Here is a 22,991-nt window from a genome sequence, read left to right as displayed (position 1 = left end):
GATTATGTTACACGCAAAGCCATCTCTCTGTCTACCCTACGCTAGGCGGCGCATACGGGGCACAAAAAAGAGGAGCAAGATAGCTTCTTGCTCCTCTTCGCAACACCTCCTTCACCCTCTATGGGGAACTCGTTGAGCTGCTTCCACCTCCGGGGGAAGGGCCACCTCCTCCCATGTTCAGATGCGGCCGGGGGCGATTTGGGTTTGCCGGTAAGAGCTGAGGCGGATGCGGCGGTTTGCCTGTTGGTTGCGGGTTGCCCTCATCACTTTGCGACTGACAGCCCCACAGACCGCCCAACAACAACAGGCACATCCAACCTCCTATAAGCACCTTACGCAGGCAACACCTCTTTTGTAGGTCGCTCTCTTTGTTGCGCATACTAGTAGCTCGGATCCCATTCATAGGCGTTGGTGTCTATCACTTTGGCATTGCCGCTGCCGTCGGGCTGGAAGTTCGTGCCGGCTACCAAGGCTCCCACTTTCTGGTACTTCGTATGCCCATCCACAAAGGCCACATTGGCACCGCCCTGCGGGATAACTCCCGATTGATATCCGGTGCTGTTATGGCGGAAAGAGGCGCCACCGTATCCGGGGAAGTCATAGTACTTTGTGTAGTCGTTAGCCTGTCCCGTCCAGCCGATGCTGTAGGAGTCGCAGTCTGTGTTGGCGTAGGCATAGCAGTTGATGGGTGGGTCTACCGTGGTGCCTACGGGCACCCAGACATACTGATGGTCCGCCGTTGCATAGTCTACACCCACCGAGTCGAGAAACAACACGACCTGAGCGGGGCGGTTCACCGCCGCAAATTTAAGCGGTATCCACAGATCGTTGCCATAGGCATCGGAGCCGGCATAGCGCGACAGATAGCCGTAGTTAAGGCCATATCCGCCATAGAGGAGGGAGCGGTTGTTGCCGCTCATAACGAAGCTAAGTTGGGCCTCATCCGGGCAGACGGTGAGGAACTTGTTTTTGACGTAGGGTTGGATGAGGGCTGTCCATGGGCTATAGTTTCGGTAGACGGTGCCGTTGTCGCGCAGAAGGGGCTCTTGGAAAGCAACGAAGGGCACGAAAGTTTCATCGTAGTCCTGTCCATACATGAGGATGGCGGTGGCCAGTTGCTTGGAATTGCTAAGGCAGGCGGTTTTGCGGGCTTGTTCCCGTGCTTGGGCAAAGACAGGGAACAGAATCGCTGCAAGTATCGCAATTATTGCGATAACTACAAGCAACTCAATGAGGGTAAACCCTCGCACTGCGTCTTTTGTCCGCACATGACGGTGAGAGAACATCTGTTTCATTTTCATTTTGCCTCCGAAGATGTTTGGTTTTTGACCGATTGCACAGAAGGCTCCTCGTTTTTGAGGAACCTAAAGCCTCATCTCCTCAGGTATGGGGAGATGTGATGAGCAGACCGCTTTCTGGTGAAGGTATCCGTCCTCGGTTGTCCGCTACGGTGCGAGGCAAAACACAACAGAGTGCGAAACTTACAAACGTCTCTGTATTAGCTCCTCTAGCATCTAACAGAAAAAAACTCTTATGCAAGAGGCCTATTTTGTCTATCTTCAAAATTATAACCTATTTACGTCTGGATGTCAAGTTGCGGACGATAGCTCTAATAGACGGTGACAGCGTAAGCACTGGGATATGCAAGCCCGTACTCACCTTGATTTCTCTCATAGGTGTTTATGGTATTATGGAAAATACGAAGGCGGTGGAACGACCGACGCGTTGGAGTGTGCACTGCTACCGATGAACGAGCAGGATTTTGTGAACGAACGTGAGGCCGATTGGCAAGAGTTAAGCCGTATCGTGCAGAAGGCCGATACGCGCCGTGGGGTGCGTGCATTAGATAGAGAAGACCTGTTGCGGTTTATGAGGCTCTATCGGCGTGTCTCCTCTGATCTTGCCTATGCGTCGGCGCATGCGCTTAGCGAAGACATTGTGAGTTATCTCAACGGGTTGGTGGGGCGCGCTCAAGCGATTTTATACGAGTCCGAGACCTCTTCTAGTCCGTTTCGATCCGTGCTCCACTTCTACAACTATGAATTCCCGGCGCTTTTGCAGCGTCGGTGCGGCTATTTTCTTGCCGCTTTGACCATCTTTCTTATTGGCATTGGGCTGGCCTACTGGATGGTAATAACCTCGCCGCCAAGGCTCAACCTGTTTATTCCTAAGGAGTTTCGTGCCAGCGTACGTGCTTGGAAAAGCGGCAAGATCGCAGCGCCCCCATCGGCGGCCTTTTCGGGAAAGCTGATGACCCACAATTTTCAGGTAGCCATTATGGCCTATGCCACAGGCCCGGCCATCTGCGTTCCCACCACCTATCTCTTGTTCTACAACGGAGCTGTGCTGGGAGCGATGTCGGCCTTAATGACGGAGGTGCATCGTCACGCCACCTTTTGGCCTGGCATTCTGCCACATGGTATTGCCGAGATCACGGCCACCCTCATTGGAGGAGCTGCTGGGCTTATGATGGGTGTTGCTCTGCTGCTCCCCGGCCCCTATCGTCGAAAAGAGGCCTTTTTACAAGCCGGTAGGGAGGGCGTGCAGCTGCTGCTGGGCACCATTCCGCTCTTTGTGTTTGCGGGCCTGATCGAAGGCATGTTTTCTCATCTCGCGGTGCCTGCGTGGCTTCGCCTTACCTTTGCCGGGTTAAACGGCGTTTTCTGGTATCTCTACCTATTCTTGCCTCGGCGTCCACCTATTTTGGGAGGGGAGGAAGCGGAATCAAGCGGCCGAAGGAACTGACTTCTTGTGCGTTTCGTAACTCTCCTAAGAGTCTCTCCGCTTTGGAGTTTTCAATCGCATGAGTGGAAACGACACGATAAGCGCTTCCCTTGAAGTTCTTCGCAACCTGCGTCAACGCTACCCAGAGACCGCCTTTCTTGCGCTTGGCCAAACCGTGTTTTGGGATGAGCCGATGAAGGCCGTGTTGCGCCGTCTGCTCGATCAGGCGCAACTTGGGGGCAAGATGGTAGTAGGTGTTCACGATACGGACTACTTTGCTCGCACGCGCCTGCCCAATGCCGGTGAGGCGCGTTTTGCCCTCTTGCCCCACAATGACGGTTCGACACGGGCGCTTTGGTCAGCTGCTGGGGAGATCTCCGCCCTTTTCGGCAGCGAAACGTTCCCTACACGTCACGATTTTACCGCGTATGGGGTGCCCTTACGCCGTCTAGCGACAACAGACCCGCGGGGCAAGCAGGCCTTTATTGATGAGGTAACCGAGGCGTGGGGCTGGCGCGGGCTTGCCTATTTGGGTTCAAGTGACCTTATCGCTAACGCCGTGCTCCTCAAAGATGTGGAGGAGGGACTGCTGCAGCTGCTCTCTTGGGGGTTTGAAAATAGTTGGGAGCAGATCGGCCCACAGTGTTGTCACCAGGAAGCCCGCAAGGTGGGAGAGGCGCTGCTTCAATGGTGTAAGGACTACTGTCAGCAGCATCCCAATGCCACGCTCTCCCAGCTCTATCGCGCGCTCCTTCCTCACCTCTATTCGCTCCTTCTCGGCCATCCGCCCACCGATCTTGAAGTTACCTGCACCTCCGATCTTCTACGTTTCAACACGCAGACCGCTTCCCTGCCGCGATTTCGCATCGTGTCGTTGTTTCTCAACCCGGCCACACGGGAAACCGCCGTGCAGGCCTACAACAGCGTCGTGGCAGGCAGCGAGATCTACACGCTCGATCGCTTCGGGGCTGGGGCGCTTCCCTTCGACTGTCTTGTGCCGGGAAGAGGCCGGGGCACCTTGAGAATAACACCGCGTGTGCTCTTCATCGAAACCCGCGCGCCCATCGCCATTCCACTCAAAGCCCCCATTGAAACGGTAGAGGCGTTGGCCGAAGTGCTAACCGCCTACCTTGGAGATCAGATCACTTTAGTTGGAAAAGCCATTACGCTTATCTCGATGTTCGCTCAGGAGTTCATCTGTGTCTTCAATGAAGAGGGTTCGATGTACGTTTGGCGTACGCGCCAGATGAACCAGAGGTTGAGAGAACAGGGCATTCCCATAGAGGCTCATCCCCTGTTACGTTTGCGCTACCGAACGTGGGATGCTTTGGAGGTCGCCAATGCGACGCTACGCCCCACAGCGCACATTGCCCATGCGTTTGGCCGCCCCTCGCTGCTCTGCTCGGAGTTTGCCGCCGACTGGAGATCGTCGCTAGAGCGCCAAGAGAGGCTTACCCAACAGATCAAAGTCCTGCGCAAACCGATGGACTTGATCCGCTTTTTGGAACAGCAAGATCCCGTTGGCGCTTGGGCCGATCGGGCAGCAGCATACGACACGGCCAATCGCGAGCTGATTGAGCTGCAGAGGGAGGTACAGCCGTTGCGAGAACGCCTTAAGGTGGCACATGAACGCCTTTATCAGCTGAAGCAACAGGAACAGGCGGTTCAACGCGAGATGGGGCAGCACTATCGCAGCGTGAAGGAGTGGAATGCCGAAGCGCAGGCACAACGCGCGCAGTATCAGAGGACTCTAGAGCGCATTGCCCACGAGAAGAAGCAGATACGTATGCAGATCGTCTCGTTGCGAGCTGCCCTGCTAAAACAGGAGCGCGGTGAGAGGGCACAAGCGGCACGGGCCGCTCGCTTAAAGGTACATTTGGAGGCAGAACGAGCGCGCCTGCAACTTGTGCGGTATGCTCTCCTCACTTTGCGCGGGCTTCCTCACACCAATCACCGGCCTTCGGCATGGTGGCTGCCCATGCTTTCACCTTCAGGCGAGTGGTTTCGACGCATTGTAGAAACCACCACCGTCTATACCGAGCCGCTACTGTAGCGCTGATCTACCGGGGAGATGCTACGATAATTGCGAAGCAAGCATCTCGCGCGCATGCTGGCGTACCGTATCGGTAACCGCGTTGCCGCCTAGCATGCGGGCTATCTCTTCGATGCGCTGTTCCGAGGTGAGCGGCGTTACCTGCACTATTGTGCGCTCACCCATAACTCGCTTCTCAATCGCAAACTGATGTTCGGCACGGCTTGCAATAGGTGCAAGATGGGTAATGCACAGCAGCTGCGCCCTTTTTGCAAGCGCTGCCATTTTCGCGGCGATCACGCTGGCCGTACGCCCCCCAATGCCCACATCTATCTCATCGAAGACCATGGTGGGCAGTTCTTGGCGTAGCGACATGGCCGTCTTAACGGCGAGCATTACCCGAGAGATTTCACCGCCGGATGCTACCTTCACAAGCGGCCTTAGCGGCTCTCCGGGGTTGGTAGATAAAAGGAACTCCACGCGATCGGCCCCTTGCATCGAGGGCTCGGTGGCCTGCAGTTCCACTTGGAAGCGCGCACGCTCCATGCCGAGCTCTTGCAGTTCCTGTTGTATCAGCTTTTGGAACTCTTCGGCCGCGGCTCGGCGCAAGCTGCTTAATCGCTCGCACTGCTCCGACAACCTCGCTTCCAAACGGGCAATTGCCTGATCCAAGTCACGGCTGCGCTCCTCACTATGCGTGAGCGCATGTAGTCTGCGTTCGGTGTCATCGCGGTACTGCAAAATCTCTTCGATAGTGGCACCGTACTTGCGCTTAAGCGTGCGGAGAAGCTCCAGGCGCTCCTCTATCGCCTGCAACCGCTCCGGAGAAAACTCGATGTTCTCCTGATATCGGCCGAGTTCACGCTCGACTTCACTTAGTTCGTAAAGGGCCGAGCGAACCGTCTCTAGTAGCGCATTAAGCCTTTCGTCAAAAGAGGCCGCCTCCGCCAAGGCTCGTTCTACTCGATCGAGCGTTTCAATGGCCCCGCCTGTATCCTCGTTACTTAGCCCTAAAAGGGCGGCCGTCACGTTTTCTGCCAAGCGTTGTGCGTTTGCCACGCGTCTATGTTCAGCGGCAAGCTCCTCATCCTCCCCAACAACCAGTTTGGCCGAATCGATCTCGCGAATCTGAAACTGATAGAGGTCTAGCAGCTGCATGCGTTCGCGAGCCTCTTTCTCCAGGGCCTGCCGCTCTTGCCGTAAGTTCTGCAACTCCGTCCACGTAACAGCAAGGGCAGACTTTGCTTCCAGAAGCGGTTGGCCTCCCCACTCATCGAGGATATCTCGATGGCGCGATTGCGAGAGCAGGGACTGATGTTCGTGTTGACCATGAAGGTCTATCAGCCATTCGGCTAGCGTTTTAAGCTGAGCCACCGTGGCAGGACGACCGGCGATGCGACAAAGGGAACGCCCATTGGATTGGATTTCGCGCGAGAGCAACAAAAGGCTCTCTTCGGGTTCAAACCCCATCTCTTGGGCGATCGCGGCGATGTGTGGCAGGCGACTGAGGTCGAACAGTGCGTCTACGACCGCTTTGTCGGCACCGGCGCGCACCATGGTGGGGTCTGCTCGCGCTCCTAATGCGAGGCCAAGCGCATCAATGAGAATAGATTTGCCCGCGCCGGTCTCTCCGGTAAGCACATTGAAGCCCGGATAGAACTCGATGTCAAGATGATCAATAATCGCTAGATTTCGCACAGAAAGTCGTATCAGCACGGCCAACAGTCCTCTCTTTTTGAAGAAATATGACGTTCCATCTGCATTTTACCTATGTGCCAAGGCGACCTGTTGAGACCGGTGGAAAAAGTAATACAGTAGCATTTTCTGTGCGATGGGGGCTGCTGCCTGTGCCCCATAGCCACCGCCTTCTACCATAACAGCGATGGCGATGCGCGGATGCTGTACAGGAGCAAAGCAGATGAAGAAGGCGTTATCCTCTTTTTTGCCTTGGCTATAGGCCTGGGCGGTACCGGTTTTACCGGCGATGGAGAGCCCTGGAATAGCGATGCCCGCAGCCGTACCACCGGGTTGAACGGCCATCTCCATTCCCTGCACGATGGCCTGGCGTGTTGCCGGACTAAAGCCTATCTGCCCTCTCACTTTGGGTTCCACGGGCTGGACCCTGCCGGTGATAGGGTCAATAATGGCATTAACAAAATGGGGGCGCCACAGCGTGCCGCCGTTGGCAATGGCCGCCACATAGTCTGCGAGCTGAAGCGGAGAGACGCGCAGATAGCCCTGTCCAATAGAGAGGTTGAGGGTGTCGCCGGGATACCAAGGGCCTCGTCCCGTCTTCTTTTTCCACTCTGGGGAGGGCAGTAGGCCGGGGGTTTCGGTAGGAATATCAATACCGGTGCGGCTTCCGAGCCCATAACGTTTTGCCCAAGCCACAATGGCTTCTGGGCCAGCGAGAAGCCCCACATGAAAAAAGTAGACGTTGCAGGAGGCCCCGATAGCCCGATAGAAGCCGGTAGTGCCGTGGACCTCATCGCAATGAAAAAGTCGAGAGCCGAGCCGCAAATAGCCGGGACAATAGAACTGCGTTTGTGGGGTGATGACCCCGCTTTGCAAACCGGCGGTAGCGGTGATGGGTTTAAAGGTGGAACCACAAGCAAAGGCGCTGTCAGAAGCACGGTTGATCAAGGGATGGGCGGGGTCTTTGAGCAGCTTACTGTATATCTTGCCATACTGATTTAAGTCATAAGAGGGCCAGCTGACAAAAGCGAGCACCCCACCGTTGTTGGGATCGAGCGCCACCACAGCACCGTGGTGGCCTGTATCTTCTAAGGCCTGTGCCGCCACTTTTTGAAGACCAAAGTCGAGCGCCAGCTTAAGTGTTTTTCCGGGAATGGGCGGGATCTCCTGACCCTGTCCCAAGATACGCCCGCGCGCGTCCGTCTCGTAGTCGGTTTCACCTGCTTGACCACGAAGAACCGACTCGTAGGTTCGTTCAAGCCCAAAAATGCCAACAAGGTCGTCCATGTGATAGCCACGGCTTTTCCAACGCGCATAGAGTTCGCTGGTAATAGGTCGGGTAATTCCAAGAAAGGACGAGCAGAGCCCATCGTCGCTGTAGTAACGAACGGGCTCGCGAGTGATGAAGACCCCGGGCAGGTCAAAGCTCTCCTCTTCTACTCGGATGAGGGTTTTGATATCCACATCCTTATCAATAGGCATGGGATCGTAGCGGCTGACCTGTTGTACCCATTTCGTTAGCTGATTTTGAAGGTCAGAGGCAGAAAGATGAAGCAGCTCAGCAAGTCGTGGAAGCGTTTGCGGATGTTTGCGAATATCGTCTGGGAAGATAGAGATAATGTAGCGCAACCGATTGGCAGCGAGGATATACCCGTTTCTGTCTTCGATAAGACCACGAGGGGCGATGCGGCGAATATGTTTGTACTGAAGATTTCGGCACTGTTCGGCAAGCTCTTTGCCCTCTACCACCTGCAGATACCAGAGACGAGCAACAATCGCTAAAAGCAAGAGAAAGATAATGCCATAAAGTAGGCGCAAACGCCTTAGATCGGGCGCATGTTCTGGTGCCTCAATGGGGCTGGTGATCGGTTTCTCCGCCACTTGCGCTACCTCCTCTTTTTCTTACCGCAGAAGAACGGGCTAAAGTCACAGCTGGCTATAGGCTAACTCTTCTAGTTTACACGCAAAGTTGGCTTTTGGCGCCGATGGCAACGTTTGGTTTTGGTATATTGGGGTAAGGGAGGCCGGTTAGCAGGAAACAATGGGGGCTTTCGAGAATAGAACTTTGTCTACTTTTCACAAAGGAGGAAAACCGTTAAAATAGCGGAGAGTTCTAAATATAGCGGCGACCGGGTTCAACAGCACTAAATAACGGCATCTACTGTGTTCAGAACGGGTCGGCAACGGTCTCGTTGTCGCGCCCAAGGCCGCTGCCAGCTTCCGGGCGTGATGGCGGGTAGACGGGCCTGTAGAGCGTTTTTCCTAGAGCGCTTTGCGCTTAAACGGATTTCCAAACGTCGCTTCCTGCTTTCATTTCCATCTCTTTTTGGGGGTAGTCGCCATGTCGAGCAGCTTTGTTCACGTCCATTGCCATTCGGAGTACAGCCTTTTAGACGGGGCCAATCGGCTTTCTGCGCTTGTACAACGTGCGGCAGAGCTAGAGATGCCCGCTCTTGCCCTCACCGATCATGGCGTGATGTATGGAGTGGCGGACTTTTATGAGCGTTGTAAAGCGGCCGGAGTGAAGCCCATTCTAGGGGTAGAGGCCTACGTCGCTCCGCGTCGTTATACCGACAAGCAACCCAAGCTCGATCAGGCAGCCTACCACATGGTTTTATTGGCCCGCAATCTGCAGGGCTATAAAAATCTCCTCAAACTCACCTCTATCGCGGCCTTAGAGGGTTTTTACTATAAGCCCCGCATCGATCGCGACCTCATCCAGCGTTACTCCGAGGGGCTTATTGGCACCTCTGCTTGTCTTGGCAGTGAGATCTGCACGGCCATTCTCAGTAAAGATTATAAGCGCGCCCTCGACACGGCGGCCTACTATAAAGATGTGTTTGGAGACGGCAACTTCTATATCGAGCTGCAGAATCACTCTCTGCCCGAGCAGATCGAGTGCAACGAGCATCTGCTTAAAATCGCTCGTCAACTTCGTTTGCCGGTTATCTGTTCCAACGATGTGCACTATCTCAGCAAACAGGATGCCGATGCGCACGACATTCTGCTCTGCATCGGAACCGGCTCAACGGTCAACGACCCCGACCGCCTTCGCTACGCCACCCAAGAGTTCTATCTGAAGAGCGAGCAGGAGATGCGGGCGCTTTTCGCCGACTATCAAGAGGCGGTCGAGAACACGTTGGGCATCGCCGAGAAGTGCAATGTAGAGTTAGAGTTTGGCCGTTGTCCTCTCCCCTGTCCGGATATTCCTCCGGGGCTTACCCCCCATCAATACCTAACACAGTTGGCCGAGGAAGGGCTACGACAGCGCTACAACGGCAATCCTTCCGAAAAGGTTATCGCGCGTCTGCGCTACGAGCTGGACATCATCGAAAGAACCGGTTTTTCGCAGTACATTCTCATTGTGCGCGACTTTGCCCGCTTTGCCGCCCAAAAGGGCATCTTTTTCGGGGTACGCGGTTCGGCTGCCGGCAGCCTTGTCTCTTATCTCATCGGTATCACCGATGTAGACCCTGTGGAGTACGGCCTTACCTTCGAGCGCTTCCTGAATCCGGAGCGCGTTCAGATGCCGGATGTGGATATGGATTTTGAGGATGCCCGCCGGGCCGAGGTTATCGAGTACGTGACCAAAAAGTATAGCCCTCATCAAGACGACCCAACCCAAGCCCGTGTCGCCCAAATCATCACTTTCGGAACCCTTCAGGCGCGGGCCGTGCTGCGCGATGCCGGCCGTGCCCTCGGAATGCCGATGGCCGATGTAGAGCGCCTCTGCAAGATGATTCCTACCCATCCTATCGGCATCACAATAGATAAAACCCTTGAGATCAATCAGGAGTTTCGCAACGCCTATGTTCGAGACCCGCAGGCGAAAAAGCTGATTGATACGGCGCGACGCCTAGAGGGCATTGCCCGCCATGCCTCCGTCCATGCCGCCGGCGTGATCATATCGCACGAACCTCTCGTGGAGTACACCCCGCTCACCCGCTCGGCCGATGGGGGCTGCGTTACTCAGTACGTGGCCTCAACCCTTGAAAAGATCGGTCTCTTGAAGATGGATTTTCTGGGCCTTATCAACCTTTCTATTCTGGCCCAAGCGGTGCGCAATGTGGAGCAAACTACCGGCAAAAAGATAGATGTGCGCAAGCTGCCCCTCGACGATCCCAAAACCTTCGAGCTGTTGGCACGAGGAGAAACGGTAGGGGTGTTCCAACTGGAGTCGCCTCAGATGCGGCGCTACATTGCGGAGCTAAAACCCTCCAGCGTGCGCGACCTCGCGGCCATGGTAGCTCTCTATCGCCCCGGCCCTATGGCCCATATCCCACGTTTTATCCGTTGTAAACATGGGCTGGAAAAGATCGAATATCCCCACCCATGGTTGGAAGATATCTTAAAAGAGACCTATGGGGTCATCGTCTATCAAGACCAGGTGATGCAGATCGCCCAGGTGATCGCGGGCTATACGCTAGGGCAGGCCGACATTCTTCGGCGTGCGATGGGCAAAAAGAAAAAGGAAGAGATGGTAAAACAGCGCGCTAACTTCTTGGCCGGAGCAAAAGCCAAGGGGGTGCCGGAGAAGAAAGCGAACGAGATATTCGACCTTATGGAGCCGTTTGCTGGCTATGCCTTCAATAAGGCGCACGCCGTGTGTTATGCCATGGTAGCCTATCAGACGGCCTACCTCAAAGCCAACTATCCTGTAGAGTACATGGCGGCGCTTATGGCCTGCTTCAGCGAGAAGAGCGACAAGCTCGTAACTTGCATGGAAGAGTGCAGGCGCATGGGCATTACGGTGCTGCCGCCCGACATTAATGTCAGTCAGGCCGACTTCACCGTGGAACCGCTGCCCAACGGTGCCAAGGCCATTCGCTTTGGACTATCGGCCATCAAAAATGTGGGTCGAGCCGCTGTAGAGGCCATTCTAAAAGCGCGACAGGAAGGCGGGCCGTTTACCAGTTTAGTGGACTTCTGCTGTCGCACTTTGGGCAATGAAGGGGGCGTCTCTCGTTCCACTGTGGAAACGCTGATCCTTGCCGGCGCTTTTGCAAACCTGCCCAAGCACAGCAATCGGCATGCGCTCATGGAGGCGCTCGACGCCTGCTGTCAGGCCGCAGCGCGCGTCCAACGCGACAAGAAGCTGGGACAAGCCTCCCTTGCCGATATCTTTCTCTCCAACGAGACGACTGTCGAAGAGGTAACCATTCCCGATGTGCCCGACTATCCTTCGCTTCAGCTGTTGGGGTATGAGCGTGAGCTACTCGGCTTGTATATCTCCGAACATCCGCTGCAGGCCTTTCAAGAGACCTTCCGACGTCGCCGTGTTACCTCTATTGCCGATCTGCCCGATCTGCCTGACAAGCAGGAGGTGTTGATCGGTGGGATCGTGACATCGGTCAAGCTGTTTACCTCTAAAAAGAGCGGGGAGCCTATGGCCTTTTTCACGTTGGAAGATATGACGGGCAGCGTCTCGTGCACCATCTTTCCAACGGCCTTCGCGGCTCAACGTCAGAACTTAGAAAAAGATCGCGTGGTGCTGGTGCGTGGGCGTACGAGCCATCGAGAGCGCGTACGTGATGACGACGAGGACGACAGGCCCATCGTCGAGATACTGGCGGAGGAGATCTCCCCCCTTACCGAAAGCATGGTAAGTGCGGCCCACAAGGCGAACCGCATCGTGGTGCGCCTCGACCCTAACCGCCCGGAGACGCTGCGCTTCGTGCGCGACACGATCGAGCAGCATCGGGGAAATGGAAACGCCTGCCCGGTGTATCTGCGCATCAACCGGCGCGATAAAACGTATGAGATGCGCACCGAGCTCTTAGCGGAGTATACCGACGATTTTCGACAGGCGGTCGAACATTTTTTGGGGCGTCAGGCCGTGTGGGTAGAATAGAAGAAAAGACATCTCTGAAGGATTTCCGAACATGATCAGGGTTGCCATTTGCGGCGCCGCTGGGCGCATGGGGCGTGAAGTGACCCGTGCCGTTTCAGAGGCGGAAGACATGCAGCTGGTTGCGGCCATCGATCTACACCACATCGAGGAGGACGTCGGCAGCCTGGCTGGCATTGCGCTGCTTGGTGTAAAGGTGGAGAGCGACTGGAAGGCGGCAGCCCTTCGGGCACGACCGGACGTGATGGTGGATTTTTCGGTGCACACGGCCGTACTGCCTAACGCTCTGATCGCTTTGGAGTTGGGCATTTCTCCGGTTATCGGCACAACGGGCCTGTCCGAAGAGGAGGTGGCCCGTCTTGAAACGACCGCCAAGGAACGCAAGATAGGTGCCTTTCTCGCGCCCAACTTCGCCATTGGGGCCGTTCTTATGATGCAGTTTGCCGCTCAGGCGGCGCGCTACTTGCCCGATGTCGAGATCATTGAACTGCATCATGAAAAGAAGGTGGACGCCCCTTCAGGTACCGCCATGCTCACCGCTCAGCGCATTGCGGAGGCGCGCCGTGCAGCGGGGGTACACCCAACTGCCGCGCCGGAGGGCGCTTTTGAAAAAGCCCCGGGGGCGCGGGGAGGAGTTGTGGATGGGGTCCCGGTGCATAGCGTTCGCCTCCCCGGTTTCGTGGCGCATCAGGAGGTTATTTTGGGAGGGGTAGGGCAGACACTCACCCTTCGTCACGACTCAACCGACCGACGCTCCTTTATGCCCGGCGTGCTCTTGGCCATTCGGAAAGTGCGCTCTCTGTCAGGGTTGGTGGTTGGACTTGAAAACCTGCTTTAACGGCTAGCACGATGGAGGAACGAGCGCCTCTTTTGCCGGATATTCTTGTCCCTGGGCTTGACGTGGTCTTTGTGGGAGCGGCACCGAGCTTTTGGGCCGCGCAGGTAGGGCATTACTATGCAGGGCCGCGCAACCGTTTTTGGCAGTTGCTTTACCATGCCGGTTTCACGCCGCGCCTACTGCAACCCGAAGAGGATGTGACTCTTCCCGCCTATGGCATCGGCCTCGTCGCCCTTTTTACTCATATCGCAAGCAACGCTAACCATCTTTTGCCCGAACCGTCTTCCCTCCAACGTGAACAGCTGATCGAGCGCCTGATCGCGGCGGCACCGCGCTGGGTCTGTTACAACGGCAAGGATGTCTATCGAATGGTAACCGGGCGGGAGTGCAGACGATGGGGGGAGCAGAAGGAGCAGCTGGGTGCCGCGCGCACATTTGTTGTCATTAGCTCCAGCGGTCGCGCCGACGGTTGGGGGCATGAACGCCTTATGCTGTATAAGGAGCTGTACGACTGCGTCTACCCAGCAGGCGCTAAAAGCGCAACACGGCCGCACTAGATTTAAAGACAGCCTCCGCGTCTTGAACAACGGGTAGGGCTTCCGAGCCCACAATCGCGCCTCTTCGTTGCTGAAGACCACAAGCAGAAAAGACGATAGTTATTCTCTCTGCGGCTCATCCTCGTGTGCCCGATAAAGAGCGCTTGTGATGCGTTCCGGAATGGCAGTTTTTCTATAACAATATCTAACAATATTGCTATCTTATGGGGGACAACTTCGAAAAATCTGATGTAGAATAAGCACATCGTTTCGGCCTGCCGCCCTTCGAAGTCCACGTTGGGGGGTATAGGCAGATGGAGCAAGAAGATGCAAGCGGTTCGCATAGTGGGGAAGCAACGGTGCGAATTGGTGGAGTGCCCAAAGCCGTCGCCATGGGGAGATGTGGTGGTGATAAAGGTTGAGGTAACCCCCATGTGCACCGAATACAAAGCCTATCGGGATGGATATGTGGTGGATTGGCCGGGTCATGAGGCCGCCGGCGAGGTGGCCGAGATCGCTCAGCCTGGGCGTGTGAAGGTGGGCGATAGAGTGGTTGTGATGCCAAACTACCCCTGCGGGCGCTGTTGGCTCTGTTTGAGGGGTGAATATATTCACTGCCAGCACAACCTCGATATTCTTATGACGACCGGTAACATGGCCGGTATCGCCACCTACGCCCAGTTCCTGCTGAAGCCCGATTGGCTTCTGGTGCCTGTGCCTGATGACATTCCCTTACACCATGCGGCCATGGCCTGCTGTGGGCTAGGGCCGACCTTTGGGGCTATGGAGCGTATGCGGGTAAACGCCTTCGACACAGTGCTCATCACCGGCATGGGGCCGGTTGGGCTGGGAGGCGTTATCAACGGAGTGATGCGCGGTGCCCAGGTGATCGCGGTGGAGGGCCACCCCTATCGCGCCGCACTGGCACGAGAGCTTGGAGCAGCCCATGTGCTCGACCCACAACAGACGGATGTTTTGCAGCAGATAATGGAGATCACCAAAGGGGTTGGGGTGGACAAAGCAATTGATTGCTCGGGCTCGGCCCAAGCGCAGCGCCTGTTGATGGAGGCCACCCGCCGCAAGGGTGAGGTCACCTTTGTGGGAGAGGCGGGAGAGCTGACCCTGCACGTTAGCAACGACCTTTTACGCAAGGGGCTTACCCTACATGGGCAGTGGCACTATAATCTGGCCGATACTCCTCGCCTGATGGATCTAATTCGGAGGGCCTCTGGCCTATTGGAAAAGTTCATTACCCATCGCTTGCCTTTGCAGAGGGTGCAGGAGGCCTTTGAGACGCAGCTCACCGGAAACTGCGGAAAGATAGTGCTTGAACCCTGGGCGCACGAGTAAGTTACACCCAAACTCCATTCGGGTAGACTAATCAGGCGGAGTAGAAGACGATTCTTTTGGAGGAACCCTTCTGGAATCAGAGAGCGGACAGATTAAGGCGGATGTGCGGTTAAAGCTGCCACGGAGCGTGTTGGCGGCGTCGGGAAGTTTGGGTTGGGGGGATACGTTAGAAGGGTTGGTAGAGGCGCACCGGCTGGGTGGCTTCATCACACCGACCCTCACCCTGCCGCCTCGTGAGGGAAACCCGATGCCGCGCACGGCCGAGGCGAGCGCCGGGTTTTTGCATGCCAACGGTCTGCCCAACCCCGGCCTAGAGCGCTTTTTAGACGAGCATCTGCCGCGATTGCGCGCGCTGGGCTGTCCTTTAATTGTAAGCCTGCTCGGCACGACGGCATCGGAGTGGGCGGAGCTAGCCAAGGAGTTAGGCAGGGCGAGGGGCATTACGGCTTTAGAGCTAAACCTTACCCCCTTCCTCTTCTCGACGCCATGCAAGCGTCAGCGCCTTTTCCTTCGGAAGCCGCGCTGCACCGGCAGATATCGGAGGCCATTCAAAGCGTGCGCGAAGTCACTTCCCTGCCACTAATTGCAAAGCTGCCTGCGGTCGGAGTTGAGATCGGTCATGCGGCCGTCACGGCGCAAAACGCCGGTGCGGATGTCATTGCCATCGGCCAAGCTTTGCCAGGGGTGGCCGTGCGTCTCTCCGCGCGCAGTCTGCGATTCCCCGGGGGCGTGGGCGGGCTTTCCGGCCCCTGCATGAAACCGGTCGCGCTTTACCAGCTATGGCGCGTGCGCCGAATGAGTGCGCTTCCTGTTCTTGCGTCCGGCGGCATTATGACGTTAGAAGATGCCCTCGAGTTTTTCCTGCTCGGCGCAGAGTATGTAGGGGTGGGCGTCGGCTGTGCCATTCATCCCAATTTGGCGGTTCGTCTCGCCGACGAGCTAGAGTCGTACCTTCAGAAGCATCATCTTACCAGTGTGCGGCAGCTTCGCCTCTAGAGTGTGGGGAAGCTTGCGGGCACCGATCGGTGCCGTTTCTCCATTCCGTCACTGTTTGCCGTGGGGCAGAATGCGCAGAATGTCGTTCCACATCACCAGCAGAAAGATGATACCGATGATGGCCAAACCAACAAACTGTGCCTGGTACATCTCTTTTGTGGTCAGCTTACGGCGTCGCGCGGCCTCGATGCCAAGGAGAAGGAGATGGCCTCCATCGAGGATAGGAATGGGGAAAAGGTTGACAACGCCTAAGCTCATCGAAAGCTCCGCGGCCAGGAGGGCTACGTAGGCCGGCCCTTGCTGTTGTGCGTTGTTGATTTGGCTTGCAATGGCGATGGGGCCGCCAATGTTCTCTCGGACATCACGGCTAAAGATGCCCCTAAGCATCATGTCAATGCTAAGGAAGGTGATTTGGGTTCCACGCACGATGGCCTGGAGGGGAGGGTAGCGCTTTAATTTCGGCTCGGCCTCCACCATAACCCCAATGATGCCAGCACGCTCCTTGGTGCCCTTTTCTGTTGTAATGATCTGAGGTTTTGGGGTGACGGTAATGGGGAGAAGCTCTTTTCCGCGCTGAACGAGGAGATGGAGCGGTTTGCCAACGCTGGCCCGAATTATCTGAACCATCTGATCGCCATTACGAATGGGGGTGGAGTCGATCCGAACGATCTTATCGCCCGCTTTCAGGCCCGATTGAGCCGCAGGCGTGTTGGCCACCACCGTTTCGATGACGTTGGTGCGCGTGATGGAATCAGGCAGACCGACGGTAAAACCCAGCAAACAAAAAAGCATGAAGCCAAAAAAGAGCGACATAAAGGGACCGGCGAAGATGACCAAGGCCCGTTGCCAAATGGGCTTTTGGCTGTAGCCGGCGGGGTCGGGATGTGCGGAAAGCACCATTTGCAGATAGCGGCGTTCCTGTTCGTTCAGGGAGGGTGAGAGCAGCAGCGCCTCTAGCTCTGCCCGCCCTGTGGGCGTCAGGGAGTGCTCCTCGCCAATCGCCCCGATCACGGCCTCACGCACCTTTTGGGAGATTTGGCTTTTATCGAGGGTTGCCAAGTCGGCTTCAGCGAGCCCGTGAAGTGCAGGAGCCGAATCGGGGGTGTCGTTGGAGGGGAGGACGGGGGCTGCATCAAACAGATCGGAGGGATCCATACCGGCGATACGCACAAAACCTCCTAAGGGAACGGCACGAATGTTATACTCTGTGCCATGTCGGACTCCAAGTCGCAGAAGTCGTTTGCCAAAAAAGAGGGAGAACTCCTCTACGCGCATCTTAAAAAGTTTTGCAACAATATAGTGACCCCACTCGTGAGCGACGACCAAGACGCTCAAGACAACAATAAAGTAGATCAACGTGCTTACGAGGTGCATCATATTCAATTTAGCTCCTTAAGGTTTCTTTTCCTACCGTACCTTACCTTTTTGGGTTGGAGGAGGAATTTAGCTCTACGAGGCAAGAGCTTTCGCTTTCTCGTAGACGAACGCGCGTGCCTCTTTATCGGCTTGCAGCACATTTTCTAGAGAGGCCTGTTGCGGCGTATGGTGCTTTATGGCCTCTTCTACGAGCCTTATGATGTGCAGGAAGGGGATACGCTCTCGCAGAAAGAGGTCTACGGCGGCCTCATTAGCGGCATTCATGACGGCTGGAACGGTGCCACCAGCGGCCAATGCGGCACGCGCCAAACCCAAGGCAGGAAACTTCTCTTCATCCGGCTCTTCAAAGGTAAGGTTGGTGAAATCGGCAAGGCGCATGCGAGGCAGATTCGTATCGATGCGTTCTGGGTAGACCAAGGCATACTGGATTGGCAGTCGCATATCCGGCAAGCCCATTTGGGCTAGGGTAGAGCCGTCACGAAAGCGCACCATGGAGTGTACGATGGACTGTGGATGGATCACCACCTCAATGTGATCGGCAGGAACTCCAAACAGCCAATGCGCTTCGATGATCTCCAGCGCTTTGTTCATAAGCGTGGCGGAGTTAATGGTAACCAAGCCCCCCATGTTCCAGGTTGGATGGCGCAGCGCCTGCGCCGGTGTCACGTGGTGCAGGGCCTCTTTGGGCACGCTCCGAAAAGGCCCGCCCGATGCCGTAAGAAGGAGCCTCTCTACTTGTGAAGCATCAGCCCCCTGAAGGCACTGAAAGAGGGCGGAGTGCTCGCTATCTATGGGAAGGATGGCGACCCCATGCGCTTTAGCCAGCGCCATGGTTAGCTCTCCTGCGGCCACAAGCACCTCTTTACTGGCGAGGGCGATGGTCTTTCCGGCGGTTATGGCGGCGTGTGTGGGAGCGATGCCGATGGCACCTGCCACGGCCACCACCACCAAGTCGGCATGGGGCAGGGTGGCTAGAGCGCACATCCCCTCCACCCCTGCGAAAACCTCGCAGGAGACTCCTTCTTGTTTTAGAAGACGGTTCAGGGCAGGCTCCTGTTCCCTATCTCCTATGGCGAGGTAGGGTACATGGAACTCCTTTGCTTGCTCCACCAGCCGTTGTACGTTGCTATTGGCGGATAGCCCTACGATCTGGAACCGATCGGGAAGACGCCGCACAATATCGAGCGTTTGCGTGCCGATGGAGCCTGTAGAGCCTAGAATCACCAAACGTTTCATGGGCCTTATTCTTCGGGGACGGCGCCGAACTTCCGCACGCGTCGCTGATAATCCAGAAGGGCTTCCACAAAATGGTCGCGCGTAAACTCCGGCCAGCAGACGGGCGTCACGTAGATTTCACTGTAGGCGGTTTCCCAGAGCAGAAAATTAGAGAGGCGAAGCTCACCGGCCGTACGGATCAGGAGGTCGGGGTCGGGGATATCGGGCCAATAGAGGTGGCTTGCGATGGTCTGTTCGTCAATGGTATCGGGGTTGATCTCTCCTTTTTGCACGCGCTTGGCGATGGAGCGCACGGCATCTACGACCTCGGCGCGTCCGCCGTAGTTGATGGCCAAGTTAAAGATAAGGCCATCGAAATGGCGGGTACGTTCCATGGCCACTTCCAGCTCCGTGCGCAGGTCGGGTGGCAGCTCATGAAGGCGTCCGGAGATGCGCACACGCACGCGATTCTGCACCAGCTCCTCGATCTCGTTGCGCATGGCGCGAAGCATGAGATCCATCAGACCGCCGACTTCTTCTGCGGAGCGGCGCCAGTTTTCGGAGGAGAAGCCGTAGACGGTGAGGAAGCGAATGCCGAGATCGCGGGCAGCGTACACGATGTTTTTCAGGGTGCGGTAGCCCTGATCGTGGCCGAAGAGGCGCGATTTTCCCTGCGCCCGCGCCCATCTTCCGTTTCCGTCCATGATAATGGCGACGTGGGTAGGGAGGCGGCTAGGGTCAAGCGCGACGACGTTATGCGATGCGGAGGCAAGTTCGGCCATAGCTCTCTCTCGCGATTAGACCTCCATCAGTTCGGCCTCTTTCACCTTCATGAGGTGGTCGATCTCGGCCGTGTATTTATCTACGAGTTTTTGCACCTGTTCTTCGGCCCTCTTCTCCTCATTTTCCGATATTTCGGAGGCTTTTTTAGCGGTTTGCAGCTTTTTAATGGCCTCATGGCGCACGGTGCGAATGGAGGCGCGGCCCTGCTCGGCCTTTTGGTGAACTTGCTTAATGAGCTCTTTACGCCGCTCTTCGTTGAGGGGCGGGATGTTAAGGCGCAGCGCGCTGCCATCGTTGGTGGGGGTAATGCCTACATCGGATTTTAGGATCCCTTTTTCGATCTGCGGAAGAATATTGCGGTCAAAGGGCGTTATCAGCAGTTGGCGTGGTTCGGGCACGCTAATGGAGGCGACCTGATTCAGCGGCAGCGTTGTCCCATAGGCATCCACGCGGACATGTTCCAGAATGGCCGGATTGGCGCGCCCTGTGCGGATAAGGCTAAATTCGTGTTGCGTGGCCTCCACGGCTTTTTTCATGCGCTCCTCCGCCTCGCGCAGTGTCTCTTGGATCATGGCATCCTCCTCAAAAAAGATCTGTTATCGTTTCGACAGCCTATTAGAAATTACCGACGAGCGTGCCTATTTTCTCACCGCAGACAACCCTTCGGATGTTGCCGGGGCGTGCGATATTAAAAACGACGATGGGGATGTCGTACTCCTTGCAAAAGGTGAAGGCCGTTTGGTCCATTACGCGCAGATTTTTGGCGATGCATTCGTCGAAGGAGAGCTGTTCGTAACGGACGGCGTCTTGAAACTTATGGGGGTCTCTATCGTAGATGCCATCTACGTTGGTGGCTTTCAGCACGGCACCGGCGCGGATTTCGTTGGCACGTAGGGCTGCGGCGGTGTCGGTGGTAAAGAAGGGGTTACCGGTGCCGGCGGCCAGAACGACCACACGTCCTTTTTCGAGGTGGCGAATGGCGCGGCGTCGGATGAAGGGTTCGGCCACTTCGGCCATGGCGATGGCGCTCATCACGCGGGTGGGCACGCCCTGTTTTTCCAACGCATCTTGCAGCGCCATGCTGTTAATAACGGTGCCGAGCATGCCCATATAGTCGGCAGCCGCGCGCTCCATGCCCGCCTCTGCGGCCCGTTCGCCTCGCACGATATTGCCGGCGCCCACCACCACGGCGATCTCGACTCCCACGCGATAGGCGCTGACGATCTCCGAGGCGATGGTGTGAATCGTGCGGTAGTTCAGCCCAACGTGGGGGCCTTCTTCGGGGTGTTCTAGGTCGGCAGCAAAGGCTTCGCCGGAGAGCTTCAACAGCACGCGCGACCAGCGAGGCCTTTCTAAGGGGGGTTCGGAGAGCGCTGTGGCCTCCGCGCTCTCCGGTGAAGTGAAAGACGTCGGCCTGGAGGCATCGTCGTTCATTCGACGGTTTCCTTTATTGCGCCGGAGGTGGCCGCCCCACCCGTCTGTTCTCCGACCTCATAGCGAATGAATCGGCGAATATGGGCGCCCTTTCCCACCTCTTTCAGCAGCTGTGCGATGGTCTTTTTCGGCTCGCGCAGGTAGGGCTGATCCAGCAGGACGGTCTCCTCATAGAACTTACGCAACCGTCCTTCCACGATTTTCTCTATGGCCGCTTCCGGCCGTCCTTCATTTCGGGCCACGGTCCGCGCGATGTCGCGTTCTTGTTCAAGCACCTCTTCGGGCACCTCTTCCCGAGTAAGGTAGCGAGGGCGGGAGGCTGCGATCTGCATGGCCAACTCGTGCCCTAGGTGTTTGATCTCCTCGCTGCGGGCGGCCTCCGGCGATTCGGCGCCCACCTCCACGAGCACCCCAATGCGGTCGTTGGCCGGCACATGCACGTAGGTGGCGATATGGCCGGTCTCGTCGGTGGAGACAAACGCAAATCGGCGAAAAACGATGTTCTCCCGAAGTCGGCTGAACACATCGTGGATGCGATCTTGCACCGTCAGCGCCATGTCAACCAGGGAGGGCTGTTTCAGAAGCTCCTCGGTGGAGGTTGCTCGGCTGCGCGCGACCTGTTCGGCCAGCTCTTTGGCCAGCTGTTTAAAGTCCTCGCTGCGCGCCACGAAGTCGGTCTCCGAGTTCAGCTCGATGATGGCCGCATCCCGATCGTCCACCACGGCCACGGCAATAACGCCTTCGGCGGCGACGCGGTCGCCTCTATCGCTCAGCTTGGCGCCCAGCTTTTTGCGGATGTAGACGACGGCCTCGTCGAAGTCGCCCCCGGTCTCCACGAGGGCCTCTTTGCAAAGCATCATCGCGGCGCCGGTTCGATCGCGCAGCTCTTTCACCATTGCGGCGGTTATCTCTGGCATTGTGCAAACTTCCTTTATCTATTTCTTTCAAGCGAAGATTCAAAAAAAGAGGGATTTAGGCTTCGCCTTGGCTCTCTACCTCTGCCGCCATGCGGCTGTACTCATCCTCCTCACCGGGATGAAACACGTAGTCCGCATCGGGGGTCGGCTCGAAGGCATCCACGTCCGGTTTTTCGACCTCGTCCGGCACGATCGCCTCTACCGACTCGCCTTCGGCGGGATGTTGAGCGGCCTCTTCAGCATCCCACTCCGCCTGCTTGATCTCGGCGATGGCATCCGCAAGGCGCCCGGTGATGAGGCGAATGGCGCGAATGGCGTCGTCGTTGCCCGGTATCACGTAGTCCACCAGATCGGGGTCGCAGTTGGTATCCACAAGGGCTACCACAGGAATGCCTAGGCGTCTTGCCTCCGCAATGGCGATGTGCTCCTTTTTACAATCCACTACGATCAGGCATTGTGGTAGACCGGGCATATTTTTGATGCCGCCGAGGTAGCGCTCCAGCTTGTCGCGCTCTTCAAGCAGCAGGGTAGCCTCTTTTTTGGTGAGGCGGTCTAGGGTGCCGTTCATCTGCATTTCGTTCAGCTCGTCGAGCCGTTTAAGCCGCTCCTTAATGGTGCGATAGTTGGTGAGCATTCCGCCGAGCCATCGCTGGTTTACATAGCTTTGGCGACAGCGCTGAGCGGCCTCTTGAATGGCATCTTGCGCCTGCTTTTTGGTGCCCACAAACAGCACGTGTCCACCCGAGGCGACGACCTCCTGCACAAATCGCTGGGCTTCATCGAACAGAGTCAGCGTTTGATGGAGGTCAATGATGTGGATGCCGTTGCGCGCGCCGTAGATATAGCGCTTCATCTTTGGGTTCCAACGGCGCGTCTGATGTCCAAAGTGCACTCCTGCTTCGAGGAGCTCTTTCATGGAAAGCGATGCCAATTTCTTCTTCTCCTGGGTTGTTGCCTTTTATTTGCTGCGGCCTTCCCGATGCCTCATTCCCGCGGCGGAAGGTTGTTTTGCCTCACCCAGCAGCGGGTCCGCATCGGTGCAGTGTAGATGGGGCTCTGCTCTCTACATAACCCCATCGGCAAAGTATACCCCATGAGAGATAGGGAAAGCAACCTCTGTAGCCCTCTCCCCTCGGTCAAGCCCTCCACGCGCGTGCGACCTCTCCTGCTTCTATCTTCTGAAAAGCGGCTTCGTCGCGCTCTCATGTCTCTTGTCTTTCACTCACGCCATTTAAAAAAATCTCTC

General features: G+C 56.6%; 19 protein-coding genes. 9 read left to right on the top strand and 10 right to left on the bottom strand.

The window, feature by feature from the left end; translation table 11 throughout:
* The first annotated feature begins 226 nt into the window (after positions 1-226).
* Entirely contained in the window at positions 227-358 is a 132-nt protein-coding gene (locus CCALI_RS16750; RefSeq protein ID WP_269148088.1) for a hypothetical protein, read from the top strand.
* Between the two features lie 22 nt (positions 359-380).
* Here CCALI_RS16750 and CCALI_RS15115 read toward each other — a convergent pair whose 3' ends face one another.
* Positions 381-1,295, bottom strand: a complete 915-nt coding sequence (locus CCALI_RS15115) for a type II secretion system protein (RefSeq protein WP_016482896.1) — start codon at positions 1,293-1,295, stop codon at positions 381-383.
* 346 nt (positions 1,296-1,641) lie between these two features.
* Here CCALI_RS15115 and CCALI_RS07595 point away from each other — a divergent pair, with 346 nt between their 5' ends.
* Positions 1,642-2,745, top strand: coding sequence for a stage II sporulation protein M (locus CCALI_RS07595; protein ID WP_081648324.1), 1,104 nt, complete (start codon positions 1,642-1,644; stop codon positions 2,743-2,745).
* Between the two features lie 58 nt (positions 2,746-2,803).
* Positions 2,804-4,777, top strand: a complete 1,974-nt coding sequence (locus CCALI_RS07590) for an AAA family ATPase (protein WP_016482893.1) — start codon at positions 2,804-2,806, stop codon at positions 4,775-4,777.
* A gap of 21 nt (positions 4,778-4,798) precedes the next feature.
* Here CCALI_RS07590 and recN read toward each other — a convergent pair whose 3' ends face one another.
* A complete protein-coding gene (gene recN, locus CCALI_RS07585) occupies positions 4,799-6,472 on the bottom strand; it encodes a DNA repair protein RecN (protein ID WP_016482892.1) in 1,674 nt (557 codons plus the stop codon).
* 48 nt (positions 6,473-6,520) lie between these two features.
* Positions 6,521-8,332, bottom strand: coding sequence for a penicillin-binding protein 2 (gene mrdA / locus CCALI_RS07580; protein ID WP_016482891.1), 1,812 nt, complete (start codon positions 8,330-8,332; stop codon positions 6,521-6,523).
* A 460-nt stretch (positions 8,333-8,792) separates the two neighbouring features.
* On the opposite strand from mrdA, the gene CCALI_RS07575 reads away from it, so the two are divergent.
* From CCALI_RS07575 to CCALI_RS16740, 6 genes are all read left to right on the top strand, one after another.
* Positions 8,793-12,302, top strand: coding sequence for a DNA polymerase III subunit alpha (locus CCALI_RS07575; protein ID WP_016482890.1), 3,510 nt, complete (start codon positions 8,793-8,795; stop codon positions 12,300-12,302).
* Between the two features lie 31 nt (positions 12,303-12,333).
* Positions 12,334-13,137, top strand: coding sequence for a 4-hydroxy-tetrahydrodipicolinate reductase (dapB, locus tag CCALI_RS07570; RefSeq protein ID WP_016482889.1), 804 nt, complete (start codon positions 12,334-12,336; stop codon positions 13,135-13,137).
* A gap of 32 nt (positions 13,138-13,169) precedes the next feature.
* Complete coding sequence (locus CCALI_RS07565; RefSeq protein ID WP_052572358.1) at positions 13,170-13,694, top strand: mismatch-specific DNA-glycosylase; 525 nt, start codon at positions 13,170-13,172, stop codon at positions 13,692-13,694.
* Positions 13,695-14,000: 306 nt separating this feature from the next.
* The gene (locus CCALI_RS07560; RefSeq protein ID WP_016482887.1) at positions 14,001-15,023 is read left to right on the top strand and encodes a zinc-dependent alcohol dehydrogenase; all 1,023 of its coding nucleotides are present in this window, start codon (positions 14,001-14,003) and stop codon (positions 15,021-15,023) included.
* Positions 15,024-15,126: 103 nt separating this feature from the next.
* Positions 15,127-15,606 (top strand): beta/alpha barrel domain-containing protein, encoded by a 480-nt coding sequence (locus tag CCALI_RS16745; RefSeq protein ID WP_075060790.1) that lies wholly within the window; start codon positions 15,127-15,129, stop codon positions 15,604-15,606.
* Positions 15,579-16,019 (top strand): beta/alpha barrel domain-containing protein, encoded by a 441-nt coding sequence (locus tag CCALI_RS16740; RefSeq protein WP_172636641.1) that lies wholly within the window; start codon positions 15,579-15,581, stop codon positions 16,017-16,019. The genes CCALI_RS16745 and CCALI_RS16740 overlap by 28 nt, the downstream gene beginning before the upstream one ends.
* A gap of 48 nt (positions 16,020-16,067) precedes the next feature.
* On the opposite strand, the gene CCALI_RS07550 is transcribed toward CCALI_RS16740, so the two are convergent.
* From CCALI_RS07550 to rpsB, 7 genes are all read right to left on the bottom strand, one after another.
* The gene (locus tag CCALI_RS07550; RefSeq protein ID WP_016482886.1) at positions 16,068-17,396 is read right to left on the bottom strand and encodes a M50 family metallopeptidase; all 1,329 of its coding nucleotides are present in this window, start codon (positions 17,394-17,396) and stop codon (positions 16,068-16,070) included.
* A 72-nt stretch (positions 17,397-17,468) separates the two neighbouring features.
* Positions 17,469-18,632, bottom strand: a complete 1,164-nt coding sequence (locus CCALI_RS07545) for a 1-deoxy-D-xylulose-5-phosphate reductoisomerase (RefSeq protein ID WP_016482885.1) — start codon at positions 18,630-18,632, stop codon at positions 17,469-17,471.
* Positions 18,633-18,637: 5 nt separating this feature from the next.
* The gene (gene uppS / locus CCALI_RS07540; protein ID WP_016482884.1) at positions 18,638-19,393 is read right to left on the bottom strand and encodes an undecaprenyl pyrophosphate synthase; all 756 of its coding nucleotides are present in this window, start codon (positions 19,391-19,393) and stop codon (positions 18,638-18,640) included.
* 15 nt (positions 19,394-19,408) lie between these two features.
* Positions 19,409-19,966, bottom strand: coding sequence for a ribosome recycling factor (frr, locus tag CCALI_RS07535; protein ID WP_016482883.1), 558 nt, complete (start codon positions 19,964-19,966; stop codon positions 19,409-19,411).
* Positions 19,967-20,009: 43 nt separating this feature from the next.
* On the bottom strand, positions 20,010-20,828 hold the full coding sequence (gene pyrH / locus CCALI_RS07530; protein WP_016482882.1) for a UMP kinase: 819 nt from the start codon (positions 20,826-20,828) through the stop codon (positions 20,010-20,012).
* A complete protein-coding gene (tsf, locus tag CCALI_RS07525) occupies positions 20,825-21,745 on the bottom strand; it encodes a translation elongation factor Ts (protein ID WP_016482881.1) in 921 nt (306 codons plus the stop codon). Before tsf ends, pyrH begins: the two co-directional genes overlap by 4 nt.
* A 55-nt stretch (positions 21,746-21,800) precedes the next feature.
* Positions 21,801-22,676 carry a 30S ribosomal protein S2 gene (gene rpsB / locus CCALI_RS07520; protein WP_016482880.1) on the bottom strand — a complete coding sequence of 292 codons (876 nt, stop codon included), beginning with the start codon at positions 22,674-22,676 and terminating at the stop codon, positions 21,801-21,803.
* Positions 22,677-22,991: the final 315 nt, after the last annotated feature.

The sequence above is a fragment of the Chthonomonas calidirosea T49 genome (genome assembly GCF_000427095.1).
In the GTDB taxonomy this organism is placed as follows: Bacteria; Armatimonadota; Chthonomonadetes; order Chthonomonadales; family Chthonomonadaceae; genus Chthonomonas; species Chthonomonas calidirosea.
This window is presented reverse-complemented; position numbering and strand designations above follow the sequence as displayed.

Excerpts from the sequence above, each read along its gene's own strand:
- CCALI_RS16750 (WP_269148088.1), top strand. The coding sequence starts at position 227 with ATGCGGCGGTTTGCCTGTTGGTTGCGGGTTGCCCTCATCACTTTGCGA.
- CCALI_RS15115 (WP_016482896.1), bottom strand. The coding sequence starts at position 1,295 with ATGAAACAGATGTTCTCTCACCGTCATGTGCGGACAAAAGACGCAGTG.
- CCALI_RS07595 (WP_081648324.1), top strand. The coding sequence starts at position 1,642 with ATGCAAGCCCGTACTCACCTTGATTTCTCTCATAGGTGTTTATGGTAT.
- CCALI_RS07590 (WP_016482893.1), top strand. The coding sequence starts at position 2,804 with ATGAGTGGAAACGACACGATAAGCGCTTCCCTTGAAGTTCTTCGCAAC.
- CCALI_RS07575 (WP_016482890.1), top strand. The coding sequence starts at position 8,793 with ATGTCGAGCAGCTTTGTTCACGTCCATTGCCATTCGGAGTACAGCCTT.
- dapB (WP_016482889.1), top strand. The coding sequence starts at position 12,334 with ATGATCAGGGTTGCCATTTGCGGCGCCGCTGGGCGCATGGGGCGTGAA.
- CCALI_RS07560 (WP_016482887.1), top strand. The coding sequence starts at position 14,001 with ATGCAAGCGGTTCGCATAGTGGGGAAGCAACGGTGCGAATTGGTGGAG.
- CCALI_RS07550 (WP_016482886.1), bottom strand. The coding sequence starts at position 17,396 with ATGATGCACCTCGTAAGCACGTTGATCTACTTTATTGTTGTCTTGAGC.
- CCALI_RS07545 (WP_016482885.1), bottom strand. The coding sequence starts at position 18,632 with ATGAAACGTTTGGTGATTCTAGGCTCTACAGGCTCCATCGGCACGCAA.
- uppS (WP_016482884.1), bottom strand. The coding sequence starts at position 19,393 with ATGGCCGAACTTGCCTCCGCATCGCATAACGTCGTCGCGCTTGACCCT.
- frr (WP_016482883.1), bottom strand. The coding sequence starts at position 19,966 with ATGATCCAAGAGACACTGCGCGAGGCGGAGGAGCGCATGAAAAAAGCC.
- pyrH (WP_016482882.1), bottom strand. The coding sequence starts at position 20,828 with ATGAACGACGATGCCTCCAGGCCGACGTCTTTCACTTCACCGGAGAGC.
- tsf (WP_016482881.1), bottom strand. The coding sequence starts at position 21,745 with ATGCCAGAGATAACCGCCGCAATGGTGAAAGAGCTGCGCGATCGAACC.